Here is a 22,250-nt window from a genome sequence, read left to right as displayed (position 1 = left end):
TAGGGTTACCTGCAAACCTATTCCTTTTTTGTCAACAGATTCATTCTTTTCGCTTCATGCACCGCTTTCGTGCGTCTGTTCACATTCATTTTACTGAAAATCCGGTTGATATGAAGCTTGACGGTTCCGACCACCAGATGCAGCCTTTCGGCAATTTCTTTATTCGATAAACCAAGCGACATGAGCTGCAACACTTCCATCTCGCGATCCGTCAACGGATCAAGCGGGAGAGCAACGTCGCTATTGCCCGCATCCCTCTCTTCCTGGTATTGCGGAATGAGCTTGAGCAGGAACACCGCTTGCGTCGCCAGCAACCATAGCATATCCGTCTTGCTCGAACTGAAAGTTCCCGGCAGCAGATTGTTTTCCAGATACAACACCCCCGATTGTCTGCCGTGCAGCGGCAGCGGCAGACACAGGAGCGATTTCGACTGGCGTTTCATCACATAGGCATCCCGAGTGAACGGGCCGCTATTGGCCGCATGGTCCAGCAGGACGGTTTCGCCCGTATGCAGCGAATAGTGAACGGCTTGCAGACAAACGTTGCCGTACTGCTCCAGCGGCACCCTCTGACGAACGATCGTACCGTCATCCATCGCCATTACTTCCACATAAAGCTGCTGGGCAGACTCTACAATGATGCAGCCCTTCTGCGCTCCGGCTTTTTCGAGAATGACGCGAAATAGTCGAACGAGCAGCCGATTCTGGTCTGCCTCTCCCGCGATCGATTGGAACGCCTCCTGAATGATCGAAATATCCAATACTTCCACATCTCTAGGAAGTTCTTCCGCTCTCGTTGCAGCCGTTTGTTCGGCAGCCGTTGCTTCAGGCGACGTGGCATCGGTTAAGACGCCATTCAGCAGTTCGCCATGTTCGCTCAGCAGCTGCTTCGCTTTCCCTCGCGCGCCCCACTCATCGTAATTCGCATAAGCATTCATCAGATAGCCTTTGGCTAACGTAGGTCTGGACAGCTCCAGATAGAGCCGCCCCGCACGTTCGTTAGCCATCGCTTCATGCTGAATATAGCCGCTTCTTCGCGCATTCTCGGCTGCTTGATCGTACAGGGACGCCGCATCGGCGAAATCCCCCTTGACCTTGGCGATCTCGGCGGCAAGCATTAGCGATTTATGCAGGATATGCTCCGGGCAAACTTTAGCCCAGTTGCGAAGCTTGCGCAAGATCACCTTCAGCTGTTTTCCGTATTCCTTCTTTTCGGCAGAAGCGTACGTATCCCATGCCGACGTGACAGCTAAACCTTTATAGAGGTAAAACTCGGACAGCTGCAAATAATGAATGTGATGCCGCTCATACTTGACGGCATCTATGGCCATGTCCAGCGCGCTCGTCCCCTCGCCGAATATCGCCTCCTCCTGCATTCGACAAATGTAGTAGTAGAACATCATAATGCCGCTTATTCCGGACTGATGGATCTGCTCCATCATTTCCGCGTCCGATGGTAACGAGCTGCGACCTTCCGTTCCTTCCTTTAATTTGGCCGACCAGTTATCTTTAATCGTCAAATAGATGTGCAGGTATTGATTTTGCGTCTCGTCCAGCAATTCCCGATACTCCGCTATCTTAGCTCCTATTCGCTTCAAGTCTCCGACCAGATTCATGTTCAGGACGTGAGCGGCAATGGAGTGCCCGACAAAGAAGAAATCGCCGGCCTCGCGTCCATAGGAGATCGCCTTGCTCAGATGGTCTTGAAAGTCGACTTCCTCTTCTTGCGGCACGGCAAAAAAGGAAGCCCCGAAGGCAAGGTGAATACGACAGGAAACGGAAGGAAACCGCTGGTTCTCGGCGATACGCAAGCTTTCTTTCATCGCAGCGATGCCGAGTTTACGATCTCCCATAAACAGCAGGAACGAGCCAAAATTCCCGTAGCTCGCTACCGAAAAAGGCGAATTCCCGTTGCGGAGGGAAAGCCGCACAAACTTGCAGCCCAATACGCACGAGAACTCCTTATCGTACAAGAAAGCCGCCGCGATAATCAGATATAACACATCCATAGCAGCCTTAATCTCCGGTCGTTCAACGGGAGGCAGCTCGTCTAGTTGGCCAATGTGCCGCTTCAATATCGCTCGGGTATACAAAATTTCGGCCGCCAGCTTGAGTTTTCCCGGCCTAACGGGAACGCGAATGCCTAGATCGCTTAGGCACTTCACGCCCAGGGCAACACCTTCCTCGTACTTATCCGCATGGAGCAGCCGCATAATCGTCACCTGATGAACTCGCGTTCTTTCCGTTGCATTCCTCGCTCTTCTGAGCAGTTCGGCAATCCATGCATCGGTCAGGGTATCATGACCGCTAATATACGCGCAGCCTAGCAAATCCAGCCCCAGCTCGAAATAATAGGGAAAGTCTCTGTTCCAATGCTCCTCCGTAACGTGCTCGCACGCTTTAAGCAAATACGATAGAGCTGCTTCATAGGCCGTAGACGACTTCGCCTTTCTCCCCGCTTGCGCATTGAGGTGCACAAGCCGTTCTATATCCTCTTGTTTTAGCGAGGACACGTCCGCTTTATTCAGATGCTGGGCGATCTCGAATAATCTCTCTTCTCGGGCAGAAGCATCCGCTAGAAGGAGCATGCCCGCCCGCCAGTGTAAACTCGACCGCTCGACGGGCGCGAGCAGAGAGTAAGCTGCTTCCCGTACACGGTCGTGAAAAAAACGCAAGGTTGGCGCTCCCGCATCTTCTCCATATTTCCGTTCTTTGATGGTCAATACGATCAGTTGCTGCTTCATCGCGGAATGAAGCGTATCGAGCGTCGCCTCCTGGCTTTCGTTTTGAAGGCTGGATAATAGATGCAAGGGGAATTCATGGCCTAGGCAAGACGACGCCAGCAACGCTTGTCTTGCCGTGTCCGGGAGTCGCTTAATGCTTGCAACCATATAATTCAATAGATCGTTCGTATCCACGTTATGATTGAGGCGATCGACAGCATCCTCCGACCAAGTCCATGCTTTGCTCTGCTCGTCATAGAACAGCCATCTGTCCAAGATGCTCGATTGGAACCATTGGCGGAACAGGAGCGAGTTGCCTCCCGTTCTATGCGCCAGAGTATCGGCAATACTAGTTGCTTCACGATCCTCTATGTTGAGCGTATCCCTAACCAACTGCACCATATCGTCCGCCTCTAAAGGTGCTACGGAAAGTTGGTGTATTAGTACGCCTGATTGCTCCATTCTCTGTAACTCGTCCGCAAAGTTGACGATCGAGACCGCGTCGCCTTCCCGATAAGCGCCGAGCAGCAGCAAGCTGTGACTGAGCGGATCGGTCATCATCGAGCGAACGATTCGCCAAGAAGCCGCATCGACCCACTGCAGATCGTCGAGAAACAAGACAAGCGGATGTTTCTGGTGGCAGAACACTTGAATGAATCGACGAAACGCGAAATCGAATCGTTTCATAGACTCCTCGGGCGGCAATATCTCTACCGGATCGCATCTTCCGATAAGAGGTTCGATCTCGGGTATCACTTCGGCGATGACCGCGCCATTCGAGCCAAGTGCCTGCTTGAAGGCCGATCTCCAGTGCGCGGCGCTCTTCTCGCCCTCATCCGGCAGCTTCTTCACTAACTCGCGGAATGCTTGAATAAGCGGCAGCATCGGATTGTCCTGCTGCATCTGATCGAATTTCCCTGAAGCCACATAAGCATGTTCGAGCGATATTCTCTGAACCGCTTCTCGGACTAAAGCCGTCTTGCCAATGCCTGATGGTCCCGTAATCGCAACCATCTGTGTCGTGCCGAGCGAGGTCCACTGAAACACATGCTGCAACTGAGACAGCTCTCGTTCGCGTCCATATAACGTGTCCGGGATCCGAATGCGATCCGCATTCTCGAACCGCGCCAGAGGGAACGGCATAATCTCACCCGATTGCTCGTATTCGTTCCGGCAGTGCAGCATGTCTTTCTCCAGAGCGTGCAGCGTTTGATAGCGTTCATCGACGGATTTGGACAGCAGCTTCCCAAGAAGCATGGACAAGCCAAGCGGAACCTGCTTATCCTGCTCGTGAGCGGGAATCGGAGATTGAGCCAGATGAGCATGAATCCACTGCGACTTCCCCTCAGCCGCATAGGGGTACTTCCCTGTTAATAGACGATAGAACAACATGCCCAGCACATAGAAGCCGGAGCGCTGATCGAGACTCCGACTTGTTCGAATCGTTTGTTCGGGCGATACATATATCCATTCCTCCAGATCCGTTCGTACGCGTTCGGTTGCCGATACGAGTCCCCATCTCAGGATGTCCAACGTCTTTGGGTGAACGCTTACCAGATGCGGATCGAAAGGAATAGCGTCATTGCGGTTATCGTTATGCTCCGTCCACGTGCGGAATAGCTGATCGGCTAGATGAAAAAAGAGCGATAGCTTGATTTTCCTGTTCTCCGCGACTTCGCGCAATGACATCACATTGAGCAAGCTTGTCTCTCCTTACGAGAAAGATCAAATTATGATGATTACCTAGATTTTATGCCATATTTTACTATTATTCAACAGAGTTGCAATTCCGCTACCCTCGATGCCGCTTCATCAGATCTCTGACCCATTCTCGCGAAGGCTCGGACATTTCCTTACCGCTCGCTCCAATCCCCCCCGTCGTTCGTTCCAGATCGCTGTGCTCCAGTTCGTCCTCATCCGATCTCGGATCGGGAAGCACCAGCGTATAGTCGGCGCCTGCATTATCTACGATGCGAAGCCGGAACCCAGATGGCAGCTCGAAGCCTGTCGCTTGCTTATAAGCCGCTTTCGGCTGCTCCAGACACAACGCTCTGAAATCCTTATCGATGACAGCTCTCGCCGTTATGGATTGAATCGTCGCGCCTATATCTTTGGAAGAATACACCACTGCTCCTCCTTGTGATCTAATTAATTAAGAAGCAATATCGAACCGACGGGCTCTTGTTGTTCCATGACATCGCACAGCCGCAATAAGGTATAACCAATGCCTGATATCCCCCGGTAAAAGCCGATATCAAGAGCCCCATTGGGCAAGGCCGCCAGCGAATGGTGCGCAAATCTGGAGCCCAATGCGTCCGCATGACCATAAAGCGCGCTTGTAACTTGGTGGTGAGCGATTGCGGTCAAGTCGGGGCGGTTCAGCGTTTGAGCCGCGGCGATCAGCATCTCGACGCGACCGAGATTGCCGCAGCAAATATGATCGGCTGAGGCGAGCGGCTCCCGCGTGACGGCTAAGATCGCTTCCTCCACATCCTTAACCATCGAGGCCGTTCGATAGCAGCTTAACGAACCCAATCGGGCCAATCCGATCCCCGTTGCGCCATGACACCAGCTATTCATGAATCGGAGAGGCTCATACGGCCTGTAGCCGCGATAATCCGGCCAATTATGCCGTTCCGTATGGAATACCGCCGTTTCGTATCGAAGCCCTTCCTCTGCCGCTTCCTTGAACCGCTCCATCCCCGTTGCCGCATACAATCGGAACAGAGCATAAGCGATCCCGGCCGTACCATGAGATAGACCCGTTAACGCATATTGGTGCTCGCCAACGAACCAAGCCCGATGTCCAGTATGCGTCGGCTTGTGGACATGCAGCAATCGTTCCCCTGCGCACCGCGCGAGTTCTAACAACCACTCTTGTCCGACCTCGTCGTATAGAGTCAATAGACTAGCGATTACGCCTGCCGATCCGTACATCATATCGAGCGCGTCGTCGCAAGCGATTCGCTCCGGCGTAATGAACCGGGCGGCTTGTACGGCTTCTTCCAATAATGTTCGGTCATCCGATAGCCGCTTCAACCGGGTGAGGCCATAGACAATAGAGCCCCAGCCATACGCGGAGCCTATGCCTAACGTACGAGAACTCGTCATCTTGCTTCTGACCATGCGTCGAACCGGATCCGCCAGTCGCATGGACAACTCCGCGAATTCGTCATCTCCGAGCTTGCGGCCGGCAGCCATCAGGAACAGCGACACACCTAGGATTCCGTCATACAAACCATAACCCATCGGATGAAATCGGAAGCTTGGCAAATACGGTTCAATGCCTGCGACGATCCAGATGGGAGAGTCATCAGCACGGGAGAAGGACCTGTTTCGGATATCGTCCGCCAGCTTCCAGACGAGCCCGCGCAGCTCATCTATCGTCCGCAAGCTCGGAGCTTCCTCCACCATCGCGCCAGACTTGCGCTCTATCTGACTTGTGACCGCAGCCTGCAGGGCCTCCTCGATCATATTCGTCTGACGCTGTATTTCCCGCTCGTCCCACTGCTCAAGGCGAGAAAAGACGCGTTCCAAGGCGGATTGTGCCAATGGAAGCTCAGAGGCCTCTAACCGCCTGGAGAATGCGGGTATCGTAAAATAAGGGATATCGCCTTCAATCAACTGCTTCACTTCGGCATCGATGACAGGCAGCAGCTGCGGCACTTGGTCCGAGATATAACGGCGACTTAGCGTTTCCAGCTTGATCGAGGCCGTCAGCCCGTCTCTCAGGTTGGAAGGATGAAGGATTTTGGCCAACAGCAATGCATACTTGAACGTGGCGCGAAACAAGAACCGACCATGAGCGCCAAGGAAGCCGTCTAATACCTTATCATGAAGAAGCTGATCTTTGTTCTCCATCAGGAAAACGGCGGTTTGCCGAAAACCATCCAACAGCTCGGGAATGAAGGCATGAACCGTGTGCATCTGCTGATCCAGCTTTGGCAGATTCGAGAGTTTACGATTCCGCGTCCCGGACTTCTCCTCGACTTTCATCGCATCCCGATTGACGTTCTTCCATTCGAGCTTCACCGCTCTTCCGTCTAGGCCTCTCTCGCCCGATAAACCGGACAATTCCAGCTCATGATACGGCAGTAAATGCGTAGCGAAAACCGAGTTCATCATGGCCCGGAACTCGGCATCCTCCTTCTCGCGTTCTTCCGCGAATACCCCGAATGGCTTGATCCACAATGGATGCAGCAGCGTTTCCAGATCAATCAGCACGGGAACGTTGCCGGCGGCTACAATATTCTCGGCATGGAAATCGTTGCCACTGAGCAGATAAACCAGGCACACTAACCCGCCGTAATTTCGATAATACGCTGAAATGCCGGACATAACCTTACAAGGGTCATTGGCGATCCACTCCGCCCAGCCGTAATCGCCGCGATTCCATACTTTCGGCGTCCGCAACCGTACGGGAACAGCTCTCTGCTCCAGCCACGCGATCAAATCTCCGAAGGCGTGATCGATCGCTAACGACTTTGGTTTGTAGACGACTTTCTTCTCATCGTTAAACTCCAATATACATACCGTTCGGCCTTGTTGATGGGAGTCGGACAGGCCCCATTGCAGACGCTTCACCATTCCGCAAGCGTCATACCGCTCGTATAACCCTTCGCGATCCTCTGCCAGTCTGCGACATAGCTCGGAAGCGGATGACAGCCAATATTGGCAGCGAGTGGCGACGAGGCGGGCAAGGAAACTATACTGTTGGAAAAAGTCAACGATTCGTCCTTGGCGCATCGACGCGATATACGCGGTATAAGCGGATGTGGAGGATTCGTTCTTAAAAGCAGCCATAAGTCCCTGATGCTGAAACTGAGCCCCCCGAAACACGGCAAAGTCAACCCATAAAGCACGACCGCATAGCTCCGACAGCTCGGCGAGCAGACGCTCCATCAAATCCGCGCAAGCCTCGTCAGAATAGATCTCGTGCAGCGATAGCGCCTCTTGTTCAAGTTTCATGTACGCCGCGTCCAGAACAGGCAGGAACAGGTCCTCGAAAGGGTAAATCTTGCGCCGATTCAGCTTCCTGCCATGCATGGCTGCGTGCTCCTCATCTTCAGACAAGATGGCCTGGATCACTTCATCCAATACGAAAGCCCATTCCGGCAAAGCTTCACCCTCGCGGAGCCGAACATCTCCGAGCAATCCGCGCGCTTCATCCGCCGGTAAATCCGTATTTACCGTCTCCAGCAGCTCCCGATCGTCTTGCGCATCCGCGTATCGTCGCCACTCTTCCCAACGTTTGACGAGAAGTCCGGCATGACGTTCCTCATTGTCCGGCACGGCAGCGACAACCCCTCCGCTCAGACGTTCGCGGAGGGTGCTCGCTTGCGCTGCGATCTCGGCCAATTGTTTCTGGTGTTTACGATTACATTGTAAAAACAATTTTGGTGTCGGCATCATAAGGATGTCCCTTAGGAACTGTACCACCGGCAATACGCTGTTGATCGGGCCCCTTGCAGAAATATATAGCATCGTATTCATTATCGTCTTTCACAGGTACAACATAATCGTGCGTATATATCGCTGCCCCGCCAACCACTGTCTGCAGCTCGATTTCGGTCAATTCCTCACCTTTGGCTGCCGCGTCAGGCAAGACTAACGTATAATGCGCTCCATCGTTCTCAATGACTTGCAGCTTGAACTCTTCCGGCAAGTCGATGCCGGTTGCCTGCTTCACCGCTTCACGCGGGTTCGATAAAATCAATGAGCGAAACTCTCTGTCCGTTACGGCTTTGCTTGTTATCGCTTCAATGGCTTTGGCTGTTTGATTTTCTGTGGCTTTGGCTGCCTGATCTTCTTGCGACATCGTTGTTTTCTCCTTTTTTTATCCTTGCGGTTGCTTGCTTGTCAGACGCGCTAATCTGAATTCCGTTTGTTCCCCCCGATAGGGCAGAATCATTCTGTCGACTAGGCGAAGCATTCGCCTATTGCTGGCAATCACCTGAAAAACGATGCATTGAATATTCCGGTCCGCCATCCGGCTAACAGAGTAGCCGATCATGGTTAATCCGATCCCGTTATTCTGAAGCGATTCGGCAATGAATAGCGACCTGCTTAGCACGGCATGCTTCACATGACGGTGGTAAATAATCCAGCCCATAATAACGCCATCGCCCCGCAGCAAGACGAAGCTTCCCGATGCCTCAATGACTTCCTCTTGAATGAACGGCGATAACGTTTCCGGATAATCGCAATATCGCTTCTCCTTCAGGTCTTGTCTTTGTTGCTCCGTGATCTGTTGCCATGGAACCATCCGATACCCAGGCGATCGCTTGCACCTGCTGATCCAAGGAGCAGCCGCTAGAGTTGACAGGTCAACTTGATAATACACGCTTGCCAATTCGGGAGGGTCGAATCCGACCTGATGCAACGCTCTCTCCAAATAAGATACCTCAGATAGGTTGGTAAAGTATTTAATATCGATACGGGAGCCTTTCGAATGTTCAATTACGGCCTTCAATAGTCTTGTGGCTATTCCCATGTTCCGAAATCGAGGCGCAACGAAGATAGAATTAATCACGACAATCGATTTATCTGCAGAATAAATCGCAATTAGCAGACCTGCAGGCTGATCGAACATCGCAGCGCCTAGCAGCAAATGGTGCGGGTCTTGACACCATTCAGAGAGCATGGCACGGACATTGGGATAGGCGTAGGAATTAAATAAAGGGATCTGTTCGAGCGCCAACTTATCGATACTGAGCATGACTAGAATTTTAAGGCACTTTCTTTCCTGCTGTAAGCCAACTTATTGAATCGCCATCAATAGGCGTTTTATTACCGGTAACGACATCGCTGAAAACACGTTCGTTAAAATCGCAGAAATACTGAATCGACGATTTCGTATACATATACCAATAATCGTGCGTGTAAACAGCCGCCCCCCCAACCACCTTCTGCAGTTCGCTCTCGGATAATTCCTCATCTTCAACTGCCGCATCCGGTAACACCAGCGTGTAGTGCGCGCCGTCATTTTCTACGACTTGCAGCTTAAAATAATCCGGCAATTCAATACCTGTTGCCTGCTTCACCGCTTCATGCGGGTTCGACAGAATCAAAGAACGAAATTGTCTGTCCGTTGCGGCTTTGCTTGTGATTGCCTCAATGGCTTTGGCTACTTGATCTTCTTGCGACATGGTTGGTTCCTCCTCATAATGGGTAATGATTTCACCGCAATCATAACGGAATCCGTCTGATTTTGTCGTATACCCTAGGATATATCTTTGATTACAAGCGCCGCTTGCTCAGGCTAATTGTCTCTTCGCCAATTCGGCGAACGGTCCCTCCTGGTTCATCAACTCCGAATAGGTTCCTGCTTGCGCGATCCGCCCTTGATCGAGCACATAGATCCGGTCCGCGTTCATAATCGTACTTAGCCTGTGCGCGATCACGACGCGCGTCGCATGCAGCTTCGCCAAGCTTTCGCCGACGATTGCCTGCGTGCGATTGTCGAGCGCGCTCGTCGCCTCGTCGAAGAGCAATATTCTCGGCTTGCGGGCAATCGCTCTGGCAATGAGCAGCCGTTGGCGCTGACCGCCGGAGAACGTACCGCCGCCTTCGGACACGACCGTATGCATCCCCATCGGCATTGCCCTTATGTCTTCATCGATCCCGGCCATCCGCGCCGCTTCCCATGCATCGCTCATCGTCAGATTAGACGAACCGACGATGTTGGTGAAGATGTCGCCCGACATCAGCTTGCCGTTCTGCAACACAACGCCGAATTGGCTGCGCAAAGAGCGCACATCGAGCGTCCTCATATCTTGACCGTCGTAATAGATCGCTCCCGCTTCCGATTTCTCGAAGCCGAGCAGCAATCGCAGCACCGTCGACTTGCCGCAGCCCGAAGCGCCGACAAGCGCCACGAACTGACCGGCCCGGATGTCCAGCGATAGTTGATTTAAGACGGCAGGTTGATCGGATTTATAACGAAAACTTACATGCTTGATTTCAATTGCGCCGACAAGCTCTCCCGAGTCTTCGGCCGCATCATGGATCTCAGGCAGCTCCAGCATGATCGGCTTCGCTCTTTCATACAAAGGGATGATGTTAACAACGGAGAGCAGCGACGACGTCATCGCGAGCATGGACGTAAGAAAGGTGCTGAATGCGGCGAAGAACGCGATGAATTGTCCCGCGCTGACGACTTTCGCGCCGGACAGCGCCATATAGAACAGAATCATCGAGGCAACGAGCGGGAATACCGCGTTAAACACGGCATGCGCGTTATTCAGCGTCTGCGATTTGAACGACGAAGCCTTCATGTCGCCGAATAGCTTAGCCCAAATGTAAAACGCCCGTTTCTCCGCCGCGGCCATACGGAACTTAGCAATGCCGTTCAGAAGCTGCAGCACCGTACCGGACAGCTTGCCTCCCAGGTGCAGCAATCGCTTCTGCCTTCGATACTGAAGCATCCCGACGCCGGCGGTCTCGATCATTGCCGCTAATACGATCAAAGAAGCGACGAGCGCCATTCGAAGATCGTACAGAAACAAGAGAACCAAGTTGAACGATGAGAATATGCCCGCGAATATCGAGGTTAAGACGACTCCCGACAACGTTTGGCGAATCGTATTCATGCTGCTTGCCCTGAGTGCCAAATCTCCTGCCGTATAGCTTCGGAAGAAGGACAATGGCAGTTGGAGCAAGCGATCCCAGATCGCCGCTTGAATCGAGCCGTTTACTTTCCCTTCGATGCGCAACATCGCGAGCGAGCGGGTAATCTGAAACAGCAACAAAGAGATCGAGATCGACACTAAGATAAAGCACATCTGGAGTAGCAACCCACGGTCTGCGGCCGGAATAATGGTATCGAACAACATACCGTTCGCGATCGGCGTAAACGTGCCAAGCACTCCTCCGGCAATGCCCAATACCAGGATCATGAGGAAATCGCGTTTCAATGCGGGATGCGCGCTGTATTGGAGAATATCCCATACTCGCAACGCTCGGCTGGGCAACGGCCGGAAGAACATCGTTGCGATCGGAGCCAGTTCGTTCGCGAGTTGCTCCGTCACTTTCACTTTGACACCGTTGGCCGGATTATTGAACCAATAGCTCGTATTGCGATTAGGAATAAGCGCAACCGGATACATCCCGTCCTCCACATAGGCAAGCAACGGGCCGTTATCTTCCTCCCACCAACGATTCTTGAGAGCAACCTTCCGGCAACGGATGCCCGATGCACGGGCAATGTCGTTGATCGGATCGCGCGACTGAAGGGTGTACGTTCTCTTGATCCGATTGGCTGGAAAGCCAACCGCTTCGGCTACAAGCTTACAGGCTTCGATTAATAGATCGTTTGGATTCGCCTCGTCCGCTTCGATCGCCGCAGTATCTTCCTTAGAGACTGTTGTTAACCTGCGCAATGCCCGATGCATGACGGATCTGTCATACTCCGTCTTCTTCTGCAATTGCTCATAGCTACGATAGTCCTCTTTGACGAGAAAATCTCGTAAACCAAGTTGTATCACGCGATGAAATTCAGATAATGAGGCCGCTATCCACCCCGTCTCTCGCCCGATCCCCTCCTCCGAGCGTGAACAAGCCTCTTCCCACGCGGTGTATGCGGAGGGAGGACAGCCGTCGCCAAGCGCCGCCGACCACTGGTACATCCACCCGTTGATCGCTCCTAAGACCTCCGGCTGTACGCTTGGCTCTGCGCATATCGCATAGAAGCGTTCCGCTTCCATCCGATATACCTCCGTATTGGATAAGCCCGAGACGAGCAGCGCATCGGAAGCTTCGCGACCTCCCGCAAATCCGAGCACAAGGCCGCCTGCATCCACACCGAACAAAAAACGGCGCGAGCTGGCGACCTCCCCTTCATGGAGCGTAATGGCGAACAGATCGACATGTCCGGCGCTTACATACCAAACATTGTCTTCATCCTTAATAAGAAGAGGGTTGTTGCCCTCCAGCAAAGCCGGAGTCCCCCATCTCCTGAATTGCTCGGCTAGTCGGGACGGAGCATCAGGGCTTGGTTCCATCTTCATTACCTCCATCGTCGCCATATCGAGCTAATACTCTTGTATCAACTTGGCATATTCGCCGTTGTGTACGATTAATTGTTCATGCGTTCCGCGTTCAGCGACTTTACCCCGCTGCAGTACGATAATTTCATCCGCATCGCGAATCGTACTTAAACGATGCGCGACGATAATACATGTGCAGCCTCTTCTGCGGAAGCTTGCATCCACCCGCTGTTCCGTGTTCGGGTCAAGCGCGCTCGTCGCTTCATCGAGGACGAGAATCGACGGGTTGCCGGCTAACGCTCGGGCAATTTCCAGACGCTGCCTCTGACCGCCGCTGAAATTACCGCCGCCTTCTTCGAGCATATGGTCGTAGCTCCCGACTCTCGCGCTAATCTCATCATGAATGCAGGCATCCTTCGCCGCCCGAACGATATCGATCTCGGGAACGGTGGCATCCCATAACGACAAGTTATCATGGATCGTGCCTTCGAACAGAACGATGTCTTGATCCACGACGGCAACGGAATTGCCGATCAATGACCGCGAGATCTGCTTCCGATTAACGCCGTCTAACAGGACCTCGCCTGAGCTCGGCTCATACAGGCCCACGATTAACTTGGCGATCGTCGACTTCCCGCTCCCCGAACCTCCGACGAGAGCGACACGTGAGCCTGGCTTCAACTGCAGGCTGAAATCTTCGATAAGCGGCGGTTCCAGCCTGTTATAACCGAAGGTGACGTTTCTCAGTTCCACAGAACCCGACAGCTTGGCTAGACTATTCTGAGCGACTGCCGTATTCGGAAGTGCGGCTTCCTCGTCATCCGTCTGACTGTCGATTGGGTAATTCAGCACATCGTCGAGCCGCTTTAATCCGCCCTGCGCTTCTTGAAGCGACCCGCCTAATTGGACGAGCTGATTCACCGGCTCGATGAAACTAGCGGCCAAGCTTTGAAAAGCGACGAGCATCCCGACTGTGAGCGCTCCGTCCATAATCTGAAAGCCGCCGATGACGAGAATGACAACCGTGCTTAACCCCGTTAACAGCGTCGGTACCGCAGTCAGCCATTGCGATGTGACGCCGATCCGCTGCTCCGAATTCAACTGCTTGCTCTGGTGCCCCGCCCAATGGGCAAAAAAATCCGACTCCGATCCGCTCGCTTTCAGGGTCTCGATCATTTGCAAGCCGTTCATCGCGATCCCTTGCGCTTTGCCGCTTTCCTGGATAATCCGCATGCTCAAGTCCACTCTCTTGCGAGACACGAACCGCAGAAATACGACGTTAAGCATAGCGGCCAACACCGCCGAAACGGTGAGCAATACGCTGTATTGCAGCATAAGTATCATATAGAACACGACCATAATGGAATTGACTAACGCGACGGCCACATCGCCGGATAACAGCTTCGCCACCCGATCGTTAATCATGACTCTTGAGCTGATCTCCCCGCTGATACGTTGCGCGAAGAACACGATTGGAAGTCTCAGCACATGCCAAAAAAAGAGGCTCGACGTGCTTAACGAAAATTTCATCTCGAGCCTGAGCAAGTAATATCGCTGCAGCCATACCAGCAACGCTCGGACAATCGCCGTCGCGCCCATCCCGAGCAGCAACGGCACCATCCAGTTGTACGTATGTCCGAGCAATATATTATCGATGAAAATTCGCGAGAAGGTTGGAATGACAAGGCCCGGCACAACGAGAAACAGCCCAGCCAGAAATACGAAGATGAGCGCGGCTTCCGAGCCCTTCAGCCTTCTCGCGAGCGCTGCGGTCATTCCGGGCTTCGTACCGTGAGGCTTGTATTCGGGCGAAGGCTCGAACGTCATGACGACGCCGGTGAACGATTGGTCAAATTCCTGGAACGTGACAACGCGCGGCCCGCTTGCCGGATCGTTCAAGAACACGTTGTCGCCCTTGAATCCTTCGACGACAAGAAAGTGGTTGAAATTCCAATGCACGATCATCGGACCTTGCATCTGCTTAAGAGCTGCTGGTTCCTTCCGGTAAGCCTTCGTCGTGAAACCGTATTTCCGTGCTGCAAGGACGATGTTTGACGCTTTGCTGCCGTCTCTGGACACGCCGCACTCCACTCGAAGCTCTTCAAGCGGAATGTAACTTTGATAGTAAGCGAGAACGATCCCCAGTGCGGCCGCGCCGCATTCGACCGCTTCCATCTGCAGCACAGTCGGTGTCTTAACTCGTTTCATGCGCTTATCCGCTCGTTTGAACGAGAACATGAGGAAGCTCTCCCTTCTTCTCTCTCGCACCGATTAATGAATGGCCGGAATGATCGAAGTAATCGGTTTTTGCTCCCGAATCGTCACAGCGCCCGCCACCAACGTTCCATTTTCGATCCGCGTATTCGGGCCTTTACCGGTGGACCATTTGTAACCGCTGACCGTATGCTTGTCCGGAATCAATTCAATGCGCACTTCCAACATCGCCAACCCGCTTCCCGCCAGCTCCGCCACCAAAGCCTCATTGCCAAGAGCGACCATCATGCCTTCTGCCGACATCGGAAATTCGGAGACCGATGCAACCCGTCCGAGCATGAATCCGAATTCTTCTTTATTAACAGAACTGGGCGACAGCTGCGCATGCATCCCTGGCACAATAGTCTTGCCCACTTGTACAGGAGCGTAAATCACCGCCTGCAGAAGACCGCCCGTTCCCGACTCGACAGAGATGATCGGCGTTCCAGGCCCGATTATCGCGCCCTTCTCCACCTTTACTTCTAGAACGCGCCCCTCTTGAGAACTGACGATTGTCGAAGCATCCGAATATTCCCTCTGCAGGTCCGCGATCGAAGCCTGCAGCTTGCCGATTTGTTCGCTCAATTGCGCTGACGGCTCGCGTCGGTTAAGATCTTGCGCGGCTTGCAACTCATCGTGCAATTGCTTGAGCTCCATGAGAAATGCGGGCTGCTCCACTCTAGCGATGACATCGCCCTTATGTACGAACTCGTTCGCTTCTACCCGAATATCCGTAATCGAGCCGCCCGACTGTGCATAAATATTGTGAACGCCTTCCGGATTAATCAATACTCCTTGCGACTGAACCTTCGTGCTCATCGTGCCGAAGAAGCTCCATATCATCGCAGAGGCAAGCAATAGGCCCGACGCCAACAGCGCAAGCCACCCTCTAGGCGAAGTAACGGTCATCAAGGTGTCCAACTGTTCAGGCGACGATAATCGTTCCACGGACACTTTGCGATAGAGGTTAGGATTCACGCGGCTTCAGCTCCTTCATTTCAAATCGTTGAACTGGCCGTCCTTCACTTGTTTCAGCATGATGGGCATATCATACACAACTCCGTAAGCGTCGAACGAACGGGGTCCGGCAACGCCGGGCCATAGCTTGGACTGCTTCAAGACGGCAGCAATGTCATCAGGCCGGCGGGAACCCGCTTTCTCGATCGCAGAGACTAATAACGTTAGAGAATCGTAAGCTTGTACAGCCCAAGTAGACGGCTCATGGCCATATTTGCGCTTGAATTTGTTCATGAAGCTTTGAACCGCCTCATCTCCGCGGTCAGGATCGAAAATACTGACAACAACCGCGCCTTCCGCCGCATGTCCCGCCTCCTGCAGCAGCTTCAGCGAATCTATTCCTTTGCCTCCGATAATCGGAACTTGTATGCCGTCGGCGCGAAAGCTCGCCAAAAACTGCGCGGCGTTCGGCATCATTTCGGCAAGCAATACGGCGTCATACCCAAGCAATTTCCACTTCTCGTCATAGTGCCTTAAACGTTTAGGGTCCTCATAGTCTGAAACGCGGTCAACGATTTGCATGCCATGTGCTTTCGCGGCATCTTCGAAGGAATCAGCCAACCCTTTGCCATACTCATCCTTGGAGTAGAAGATCACGATTTTCTTATATCCGGCCGATGCCGCGTATTCGACCAACCTCTCGCCTTCTTGGCGATCGTTCGGAATGAGACTGATATATCGGCTCAGCTTGCTTGCCGCTAGCTTGTGCGAGGTCGCGGAAGGAGATAGGTAGAGCAACCCGGCGTTCTGGTATATACTCGCTACCGGCAAAGCGATGGAAGAACTGCGATGGCCGATCACCGCTACCATCTCCGGATTCTCGGCGTACGACTGCGCAATCGTCATTCCGGTCGCGACAGAGGTCTGCTCGTCCTCGATAATGAGCTTAACCAGCCTGCCCGATCCCCCTGTCGCATGGATCTCATCCAGCGCGAGCTCCAGCCCTTCACTGAACCCGTCGTCCATGTCGGCAAACGGCCACGATACGCCGACAATGATGTCCCCCCTACTGTCGCTCAGCTTGTGTTCCCGTTGCCTCTCGTAGTCGTCCTGCTGCACACAGCCCGACACGATAACAATCATTATCAATAGAAGCCACATCGTTATGATCCTCACGGCGGACGACCCCTTTCTTGTTGAAGCCAGGAAGCTTTAGTCGAACGATAGCTCATTGTGTCTAAGATATTCTATTAAATAAGCCTTCCTGATGTCGTATAACCAAAGATATATATTGGGATACTCTCTAAAAACAAAGAATGCATGGGTAGATTTCGTCGGCCGCTGAGTCGGGCACGACCGTGACCGACGTCCAAGCCTTCAAGTTTCGCCAAGGTTCATCTCGATCAGCTTTAAAAAAACAAAAATACCCCGTAAACTGAAGTGCATCCTGTAAAGTAGACAGTTGATATATTAAAAACTCGGCATCGACCATATTCGTGGTCGGTGCTATTTTTTTAGGCGGCTGAATGGAGAAGATATTGTCTGTATTCTAAAGGCGTCATACAGTTCAGCCTCTTCTGGTAGCGATGGTTATTGTAGTATTCGACATATTCGATAATGGCAGCTTCCAACTCTTCGTATGTATTGAATTTGTTGAGGTAGTACATTTCGGATTTCATCATTCCCCAGAATGATTCCATCGGGCCGTTGTCGATACACCTCGACACCCTAGACATGCTTTGTGTCATGCCTGCATCGTCCAGTTTCTTCTTAAAACTTTTGCTCGTATACTGGAAACCACGGTCACTATGAAAAATGGGCTTAACTCCAGGATAGATCTGGCGGGCAATATCAAAGGTTCGAAATACGAGCTCATTGTTATTGGAATGTCCCACCACAAAAGAAACAATACTTTTGTCCGACAAATCAAGGATGGCACTAAGATACGCCTTGTTGTGACCGTACTTCATCTCGGTCACGTCAGTGAGCCACTTTAGTACCGAACTCAATCGGATTTGAAATCTCTGTTCAAGACGTTCTCCGCCGTAATTTCAGGCGTGGACGAGACATAGCTCTTTCGCTTCCTACGGCATACCGATTTTAGATGTAAGATGCTCATGAGCCTGTAAATTCGTTTATAATTCACTCTCAAATGATGTTCTCGGTTTAGCTTGATGGTCATCTGGCGATACCCGAGGATGCCGTTCTTTTCCTCGTAGGCGTTCTTAATTAGGGGTAGTAATGTTTTGTTAAATTTCTCGTTGTCACTCTCTCTCCGGTTAAGCCACTTATAATACGAAGAACGCTGAATGCCTGCAATTTCGCAGAGTTGACCTATAGGGTATGCTTTTGCAGCATGAAGATCGCGTATGGCAAGATACTCGGGTTCTAATCGGACTTGGCTTAGAACCGCCTCCTTTTGATCTCTTTCAGCTTTTTTAGAAAGTCGATCTCCATCTGTTTTCTTTTGTTCTCAGCCTGGAGCAGTTTGTTCTGAGCCCTCAGTTTCTCGACCTCGGACATCTCATCCTCAGACTTCCTTTTTCCACGTTTGTCCTGAAGTGCTTCCACACCTGATTTTAAGTATTTATTCGTCCATGAGTAGACTTGTTGGTAGGATACCTGAAATTTCTCTCAGCTGTCTGGGCATAGTCGTGTTGATGCTCAATGCAGAATCTGACGATTTCTACCCTTTCATCGTAAGTGGTTGCTCGTCCTTTAGTCATGATCGGTGTTCCCCCTGTACCGGAAGCTTTCAACTCCTCATGACCATTATACTTTAGGATCCAATTACGCAGTTGACGGGTTGATTTAATCCCATATCTTTTACAGATCTCCATATGTGAACCGCCGCCAGATAAATAATCTCTGACAGCCACTACCTTTAATTCCGCAGAATATGCAATGTTTCTGGATGAACTGTGGAGTCCATTTGGACCTAATGAGTGATAAACTTGAAGCCATTGTTTGGCAGATGAATGAGAAACGCCTAGCGAGATAGCTATGTGATTGAGTGAATCTTCCCCCCTCAGATAATTTTCAATGGCAGCTATCTTTTCTAATCCAGAAATCTTTGCTTTACGAGACATAAAGAACTCCCCCAATGATAAACAGTTTTATTATTTCAACTGTCTACCATAGGGGGAGCATATCAAACGAGTTACGGGGTCATGCTTATGATATCAGGTTTTTTAGTGTGTCTATGCCGGAAGCAGCAAAAAGAATCCGCCCAATCCAACGATACGACGAACGCGGCACATGAAGACGGGGTTCGTGATGCTCGGAATATCGATGCCGGTCGTCAGTAGATCGACGGTAACGACGATATTGGGCAGCCGTTCATTCTTGAACAGCTTGATGGCATTTAGCGGGTCTTTTATCGAACCGGTGATTTTCAGAACCGCATTGTCGTCTACCTCGCCGTATACCTTCTCCAGCTCTTCCTTGAAAATCCGAACGACCATATCCCGCATGATCGTCCGTCGCAGCGAAGATGAGCGTCTTCCCTTCAGATTCAGGGTCGATATACTTCGTGAGTTCATCCAGAATGACGTGGTTGAAGCTTTCTGTGATAACGGTTTTGTTGTTCCCCAACTTGCCACTTGATACCGTACTCTTCTTGGCTCATATCATTCAGTTTCCTTATTTTTCTTTATTTTTTGACCAATTGTATCCGCCATTGCTTGCTCATCCTTTGAATCGAGTAGATGGGGGCGGCTAGCCCCCGACCTCTCACACCACCGTACATGCGGGTCCGCATACGGCGGTTCCTAAAAGTTAACGAGTTTCAAGATAACGAGTTGTCAGACTTAACAGCCCTTGGTCACTCCAGTAGGAGCGATTAAGGGCGTTGTTTATGTTTCGGGACATTTCCCAGCATCCGCGGCGAGCGTTTGCCATCATTCTTGCCGCCCACTCCGGTACACCTAGGGCACGTAAGTTTCGGAGCCTGGATTTAGGTAGTTTCCACTGCTTCCATAGGCACATGCGTAGTCTTCGGCGAATCCATTCGTCGAGTCGTTCGCAGTGCGTCTTTACGGATGCTAGCCGGAAGTAGCCTATCCAACCCATCAGGTAGCGATTTAATTCTTGCAGCCTCTTCTCCATCGAGACGCCTCGCGTACGCGAGGTTATCTCCCTGACGCGTTCCTTTAGTTGTTCCAGTTTCTTCGGCGCGATTCGAATCGTCGCGACTTTGTTGCTGAGAAAGCTGAATCCAAGGAACTTGCGGTTCCATGGGCGGTCTACCGCACTCTTGTCCCGATTCACTCTTAGTCTGAGCCTCCCCTCTACAAAGCGAATGACCGACGCCATTACGCGTTCACCTGCACGCTTGCTTCGGACAAAGATGTTGCAGTCGTCCGCATAACGCACAAACTTCAAGCCGCGTTCCGTTAACTCTTTGTCCAGATCGTCCAACAGGATGTTAGCTAAAAGCGGGCTGAGCGGACCGCCTTGCGGCGTTCCTTCCAGCGTCTCCTGCTTTGTCCCGTCGACCATGACTCCGGCATTGAGGTAGGAACGAATCAGCTTCAAGACACGCTTGTCCGCGACTTTTCGTGCTACCCTTGCCATGAGGATGTCGTGGTTCACTCTGTCAAAGAACTTCTCCAAATCTATGTCTACGACCCAGCGATTTCCTTCTTGAATGTAGGACTGCGCTTGTTTTACTGCGTCATGGGCACGTTTCCTTGGGCGGAATCCAAAGCTGTTCGGTGAGAATAACGGGTCGAAAATCGGTGTCATTACTTGCATGAGGGCTTGTTGGATCAAGCGGTCCATTACGGTTGGGATACCTAACAGCCGCACCCCGCCTCCGGGTTTGGGGATTTCCACCCGTTTGACTGGCATCGGTCTGTACGTACCCAATTGGAGCTGCGCTTTCACGGTTTCCCAGCATTCCCATACGTGTGCTTGTAGCTCGGCTACCGTCACGTTGTCTATGCCGGGCGCTCCTCCGTTTTGTTTCACTCGCTTGTAGGCTTCTCGGAGATTTCCCTCCTCGAGCATTTGATCCAGCAAGTCGTGCTTTCCTTCGCGAGAAGAAAGGTCGGTTTGTGCCGACGAAGAACTCGGGCTCCGGCATACCCTTGCGGTTTCACCGCTACCCTTTGCCGCGAGCTCCCTTGCGGGATATTCTGCTGTCGTTGTTCTTCGCGCGAACGCATCGATTTCTTCTCTCCTTTAGGTTCAGCCCTTCCGGAGTTGTTGCAACAACACCGTACCATGGCTTCTGCTGACTCCTGCGGATTCAGCGCGACTTCTCAGCCACGGTTACGCAAATACTTCGCATATTCCACAGGTCTCCCCAGATAAGAACGTCATCTTTCCGCCCGCGCTCGCCCAAGTTTACGGCTGCAGCCTTTGGCAGCTTAGGATTTCGTCATGTGATGGTGACTCATCCGACTGCAACCGCCTCAAATTGGATTCGTGTACCTCGAGCCGTGCGTTTGCCTCCAGCTTCCTTCGGATTCCGCCTCGCGGCGGACACCCTTGCTCTTGGCTATGGTAGGCGCTTGCCAGCCCCCATTCCGGACTTTCACCGTAGAGATGACGCCCATGCTGGGCGTACATCGAGTAGGCCCATGCGCATTTGCATGGGCCTCTCACAGATCCGGACGTGCGGGTCATCGCATCCGGCTCCTCCAGCGTCTATCCCCTTTGGGGATGAAGTTCATTGTAAATGGCAAGCAGACTACTTAGACCGAATTCTTCAAACCATTTGTTTGGCATTGCGTACTGCGCATACGCCGAATAGGAGCTTCTCCACGCCGTCATTCGTAGTCCTGGGAGATCTTTATTATCCCACCCGCGTTTTCTCATTTCGCGATGGAGCCTTCTCACTTTCTTCATCCTCTTCACTCGTTGACCAATCGTATCAGACAAATTTACCTACCCCTCCACACAAACAAGCCCGATGATCAAAGAAAGCATCATCGGGCTTGTTCTAGAAGTTCCACACTTATATTACTAGTTCCACAGTTTCTTTACTAGTTCCAGACTTTATTAACTGGTTCCAGAGTTTTTTATCACTGGACAATAATGTTCGAAGAAAATAAAGTATTAGACTGGAGTTGTTGATTTGACGCGGTTTTTAAGTTTGAAAATCGTTAGCTTTTGAGAAATAAGTATTAGACTAGTCTTAATGAAACAAGTAAATATCATAAATCACGGAAAAATAAAGTATTAGACTTATGAATGTAGAATTAAATACAACAGCCCCAAAAAAATTCTGGGGCTGGAATTATTGATAATTTATATTATTGGCTCGTAACCGACTTTCGATAAACGTTTCGAGGAGATTGGCTCTTATATACAGCCTTTTTCCAAT

General features: G+C 51.7%; 13 protein-coding genes and 3 pseudogenes. All 16 read right to left on the bottom strand.

Going from position 1 to position 22,250, the window contains the following annotated elements:
* Positions 1-17: 17 nt before the first annotated feature.
* The gene (locus tag COHPA_RS0117485; RefSeq protein WP_245590353.1) at positions 18-4,415 is read right to left on the bottom strand and encodes a helix-turn-helix transcriptional regulator; all 4,398 of its coding nucleotides are present in this window, start codon (positions 4,413-4,415) and stop codon (positions 18-20) included.
* A gap of 100 nt (positions 4,416-4,515) precedes the next feature.
* Entirely contained in the window at positions 4,516-4,848 is a 333-nt protein-coding gene (locus tag COHPA_RS0117480) for a hypothetical protein (protein WP_027087445.1), read from the bottom strand.
* 23 nt (positions 4,849-4,871) lie between these two features.
* Positions 4,872-8,015: a type 2 lanthipeptide synthetase LanM family protein gene (locus tag COHPA_RS0117475; protein ID WP_027087444.1), complete on the bottom strand. Its 3,144-nt coding sequence runs from the start codon at positions 8,013-8,015 to the stop codon at positions 4,872-4,874.
* Between the two features lie 85 nt (positions 8,016-8,100).
* A complete protein-coding gene (locus COHPA_RS24575) occupies positions 8,101-8,541 on the bottom strand; it encodes an NHLP leader peptide family RiPP precursor (protein WP_027087443.1) in 441 nt (146 codons plus the stop codon).
* Positions 8,542-8,559: 18 nt separating this feature from the next.
* Positions 8,560-9,441 carry a GNAT family N-acetyltransferase gene (locus tag COHPA_RS26160; protein ID WP_027087442.1) on the bottom strand — a complete coding sequence of 294 codons (882 nt, stop codon included), beginning with the start codon at positions 9,439-9,441 and terminating at the stop codon, positions 8,560-8,562.
* Positions 9,442-9,451: 10 nt separating this feature from the next.
* Positions 9,452-9,871: an NHLP leader peptide family RiPP precursor gene (locus COHPA_RS24570; RefSeq protein ID WP_027087441.1), complete on the bottom strand. Its 420-nt coding sequence runs from the start codon at positions 9,869-9,871 to the stop codon at positions 9,452-9,454.
* 108 nt (positions 9,872-9,979) lie between these two features.
* Positions 9,980-12,724: an NHLP bacteriocin export ABC transporter permease/ATPase subunit gene (locus tag COHPA_RS0117455; RefSeq protein ID WP_035121220.1), complete on the bottom strand. Its 2,745-nt coding sequence runs from the start codon at positions 12,722-12,724 to the stop codon at positions 9,980-9,982.
* Positions 12,725-12,754: 30 nt separating this feature from the next.
* Entirely contained in the window at positions 12,755-14,917 is a 2,163-nt protein-coding gene (locus COHPA_RS0117450) for an NHLP family bacteriocin export ABC transporter peptidase/permease/ATPase subunit (protein WP_084761030.1), read from the bottom strand.
* A 63-nt stretch (positions 14,918-14,980) separates the two neighbouring features.
* The gene (locus COHPA_RS0117445) at positions 14,981-15,940 is read right to left on the bottom strand and encodes an NHLP bacteriocin system secretion protein (protein WP_027087438.1); all 960 of its coding nucleotides are present in this window, start codon (positions 15,938-15,940) and stop codon (positions 14,981-14,983) included.
* A gap of 15 nt (positions 15,941-15,955) precedes the next feature.
* Positions 15,956-17,080, bottom strand: a complete 1,125-nt coding sequence (locus COHPA_RS0117440) for an ABC transporter substrate-binding protein (RefSeq protein WP_027087437.1) — start codon at positions 17,078-17,080, stop codon at positions 15,956-15,958.
* Between the two features lie 353 nt (positions 17,081-17,433).
* The gene (locus COHPA_RS23715) at positions 17,434-17,928 is read right to left on the bottom strand and encodes an IS3 family transposase (RefSeq protein WP_027087436.1); all 495 of its coding nucleotides are present in this window, start codon (positions 17,926-17,928) and stop codon (positions 17,434-17,436) included.
* Complete coding sequence (locus COHPA_RS26520; protein WP_425393710.1) at positions 17,925-18,230, bottom strand: IS3 family transposase; 306 nt, start codon at positions 18,228-18,230, stop codon at positions 17,925-17,927. The genes COHPA_RS23715 and COHPA_RS26520 overlap by 4 nt, the downstream gene beginning before the upstream one ends.
* 92 nt (positions 18,231-18,322) lie before the next feature.
* Positions 18,323-18,508 (bottom strand): annotated as a pseudogene (locus COHPA_RS26515) (hypothetical protein); the annotation flags it as partial.
* Positions 18,499-19,008, bottom strand: coding sequence for a helix-turn-helix domain-containing protein (locus tag COHPA_RS23710; RefSeq protein WP_211237883.1), 510 nt, complete (start codon positions 19,006-19,008; stop codon positions 18,499-18,501). The pseudogene COHPA_RS26515 and the gene COHPA_RS23710, both read right to left, overlap by 10 nt.
* Positions 19,009-19,164: 156 nt before the next feature.
* Positions 19,165-19,504 (bottom strand): annotated as a pseudogene (locus tag COHPA_RS0117425) (helicase-related protein); the annotation flags it as partial.
* Between the two features lie 192 nt (positions 19,505-19,696).
* Positions 19,697-21,087: pseudogene (ltrA, locus tag COHPA_RS0117420) on the bottom strand (group II intron reverse transcriptase/maturase).
* Positions 21,088-22,250: the final 1,163 nt, after the last annotated feature.

Source organism: Cohnella panacarvi Gsoil 349 (assembly GCF_000515335.1).
GTDB lineage: Bacteria > Bacillota > Bacilli > Paenibacillales > Paenibacillaceae > Cohnella > Cohnella panacarvi.
This window is presented reverse-complemented; position numbering and strand designations above follow the sequence as displayed.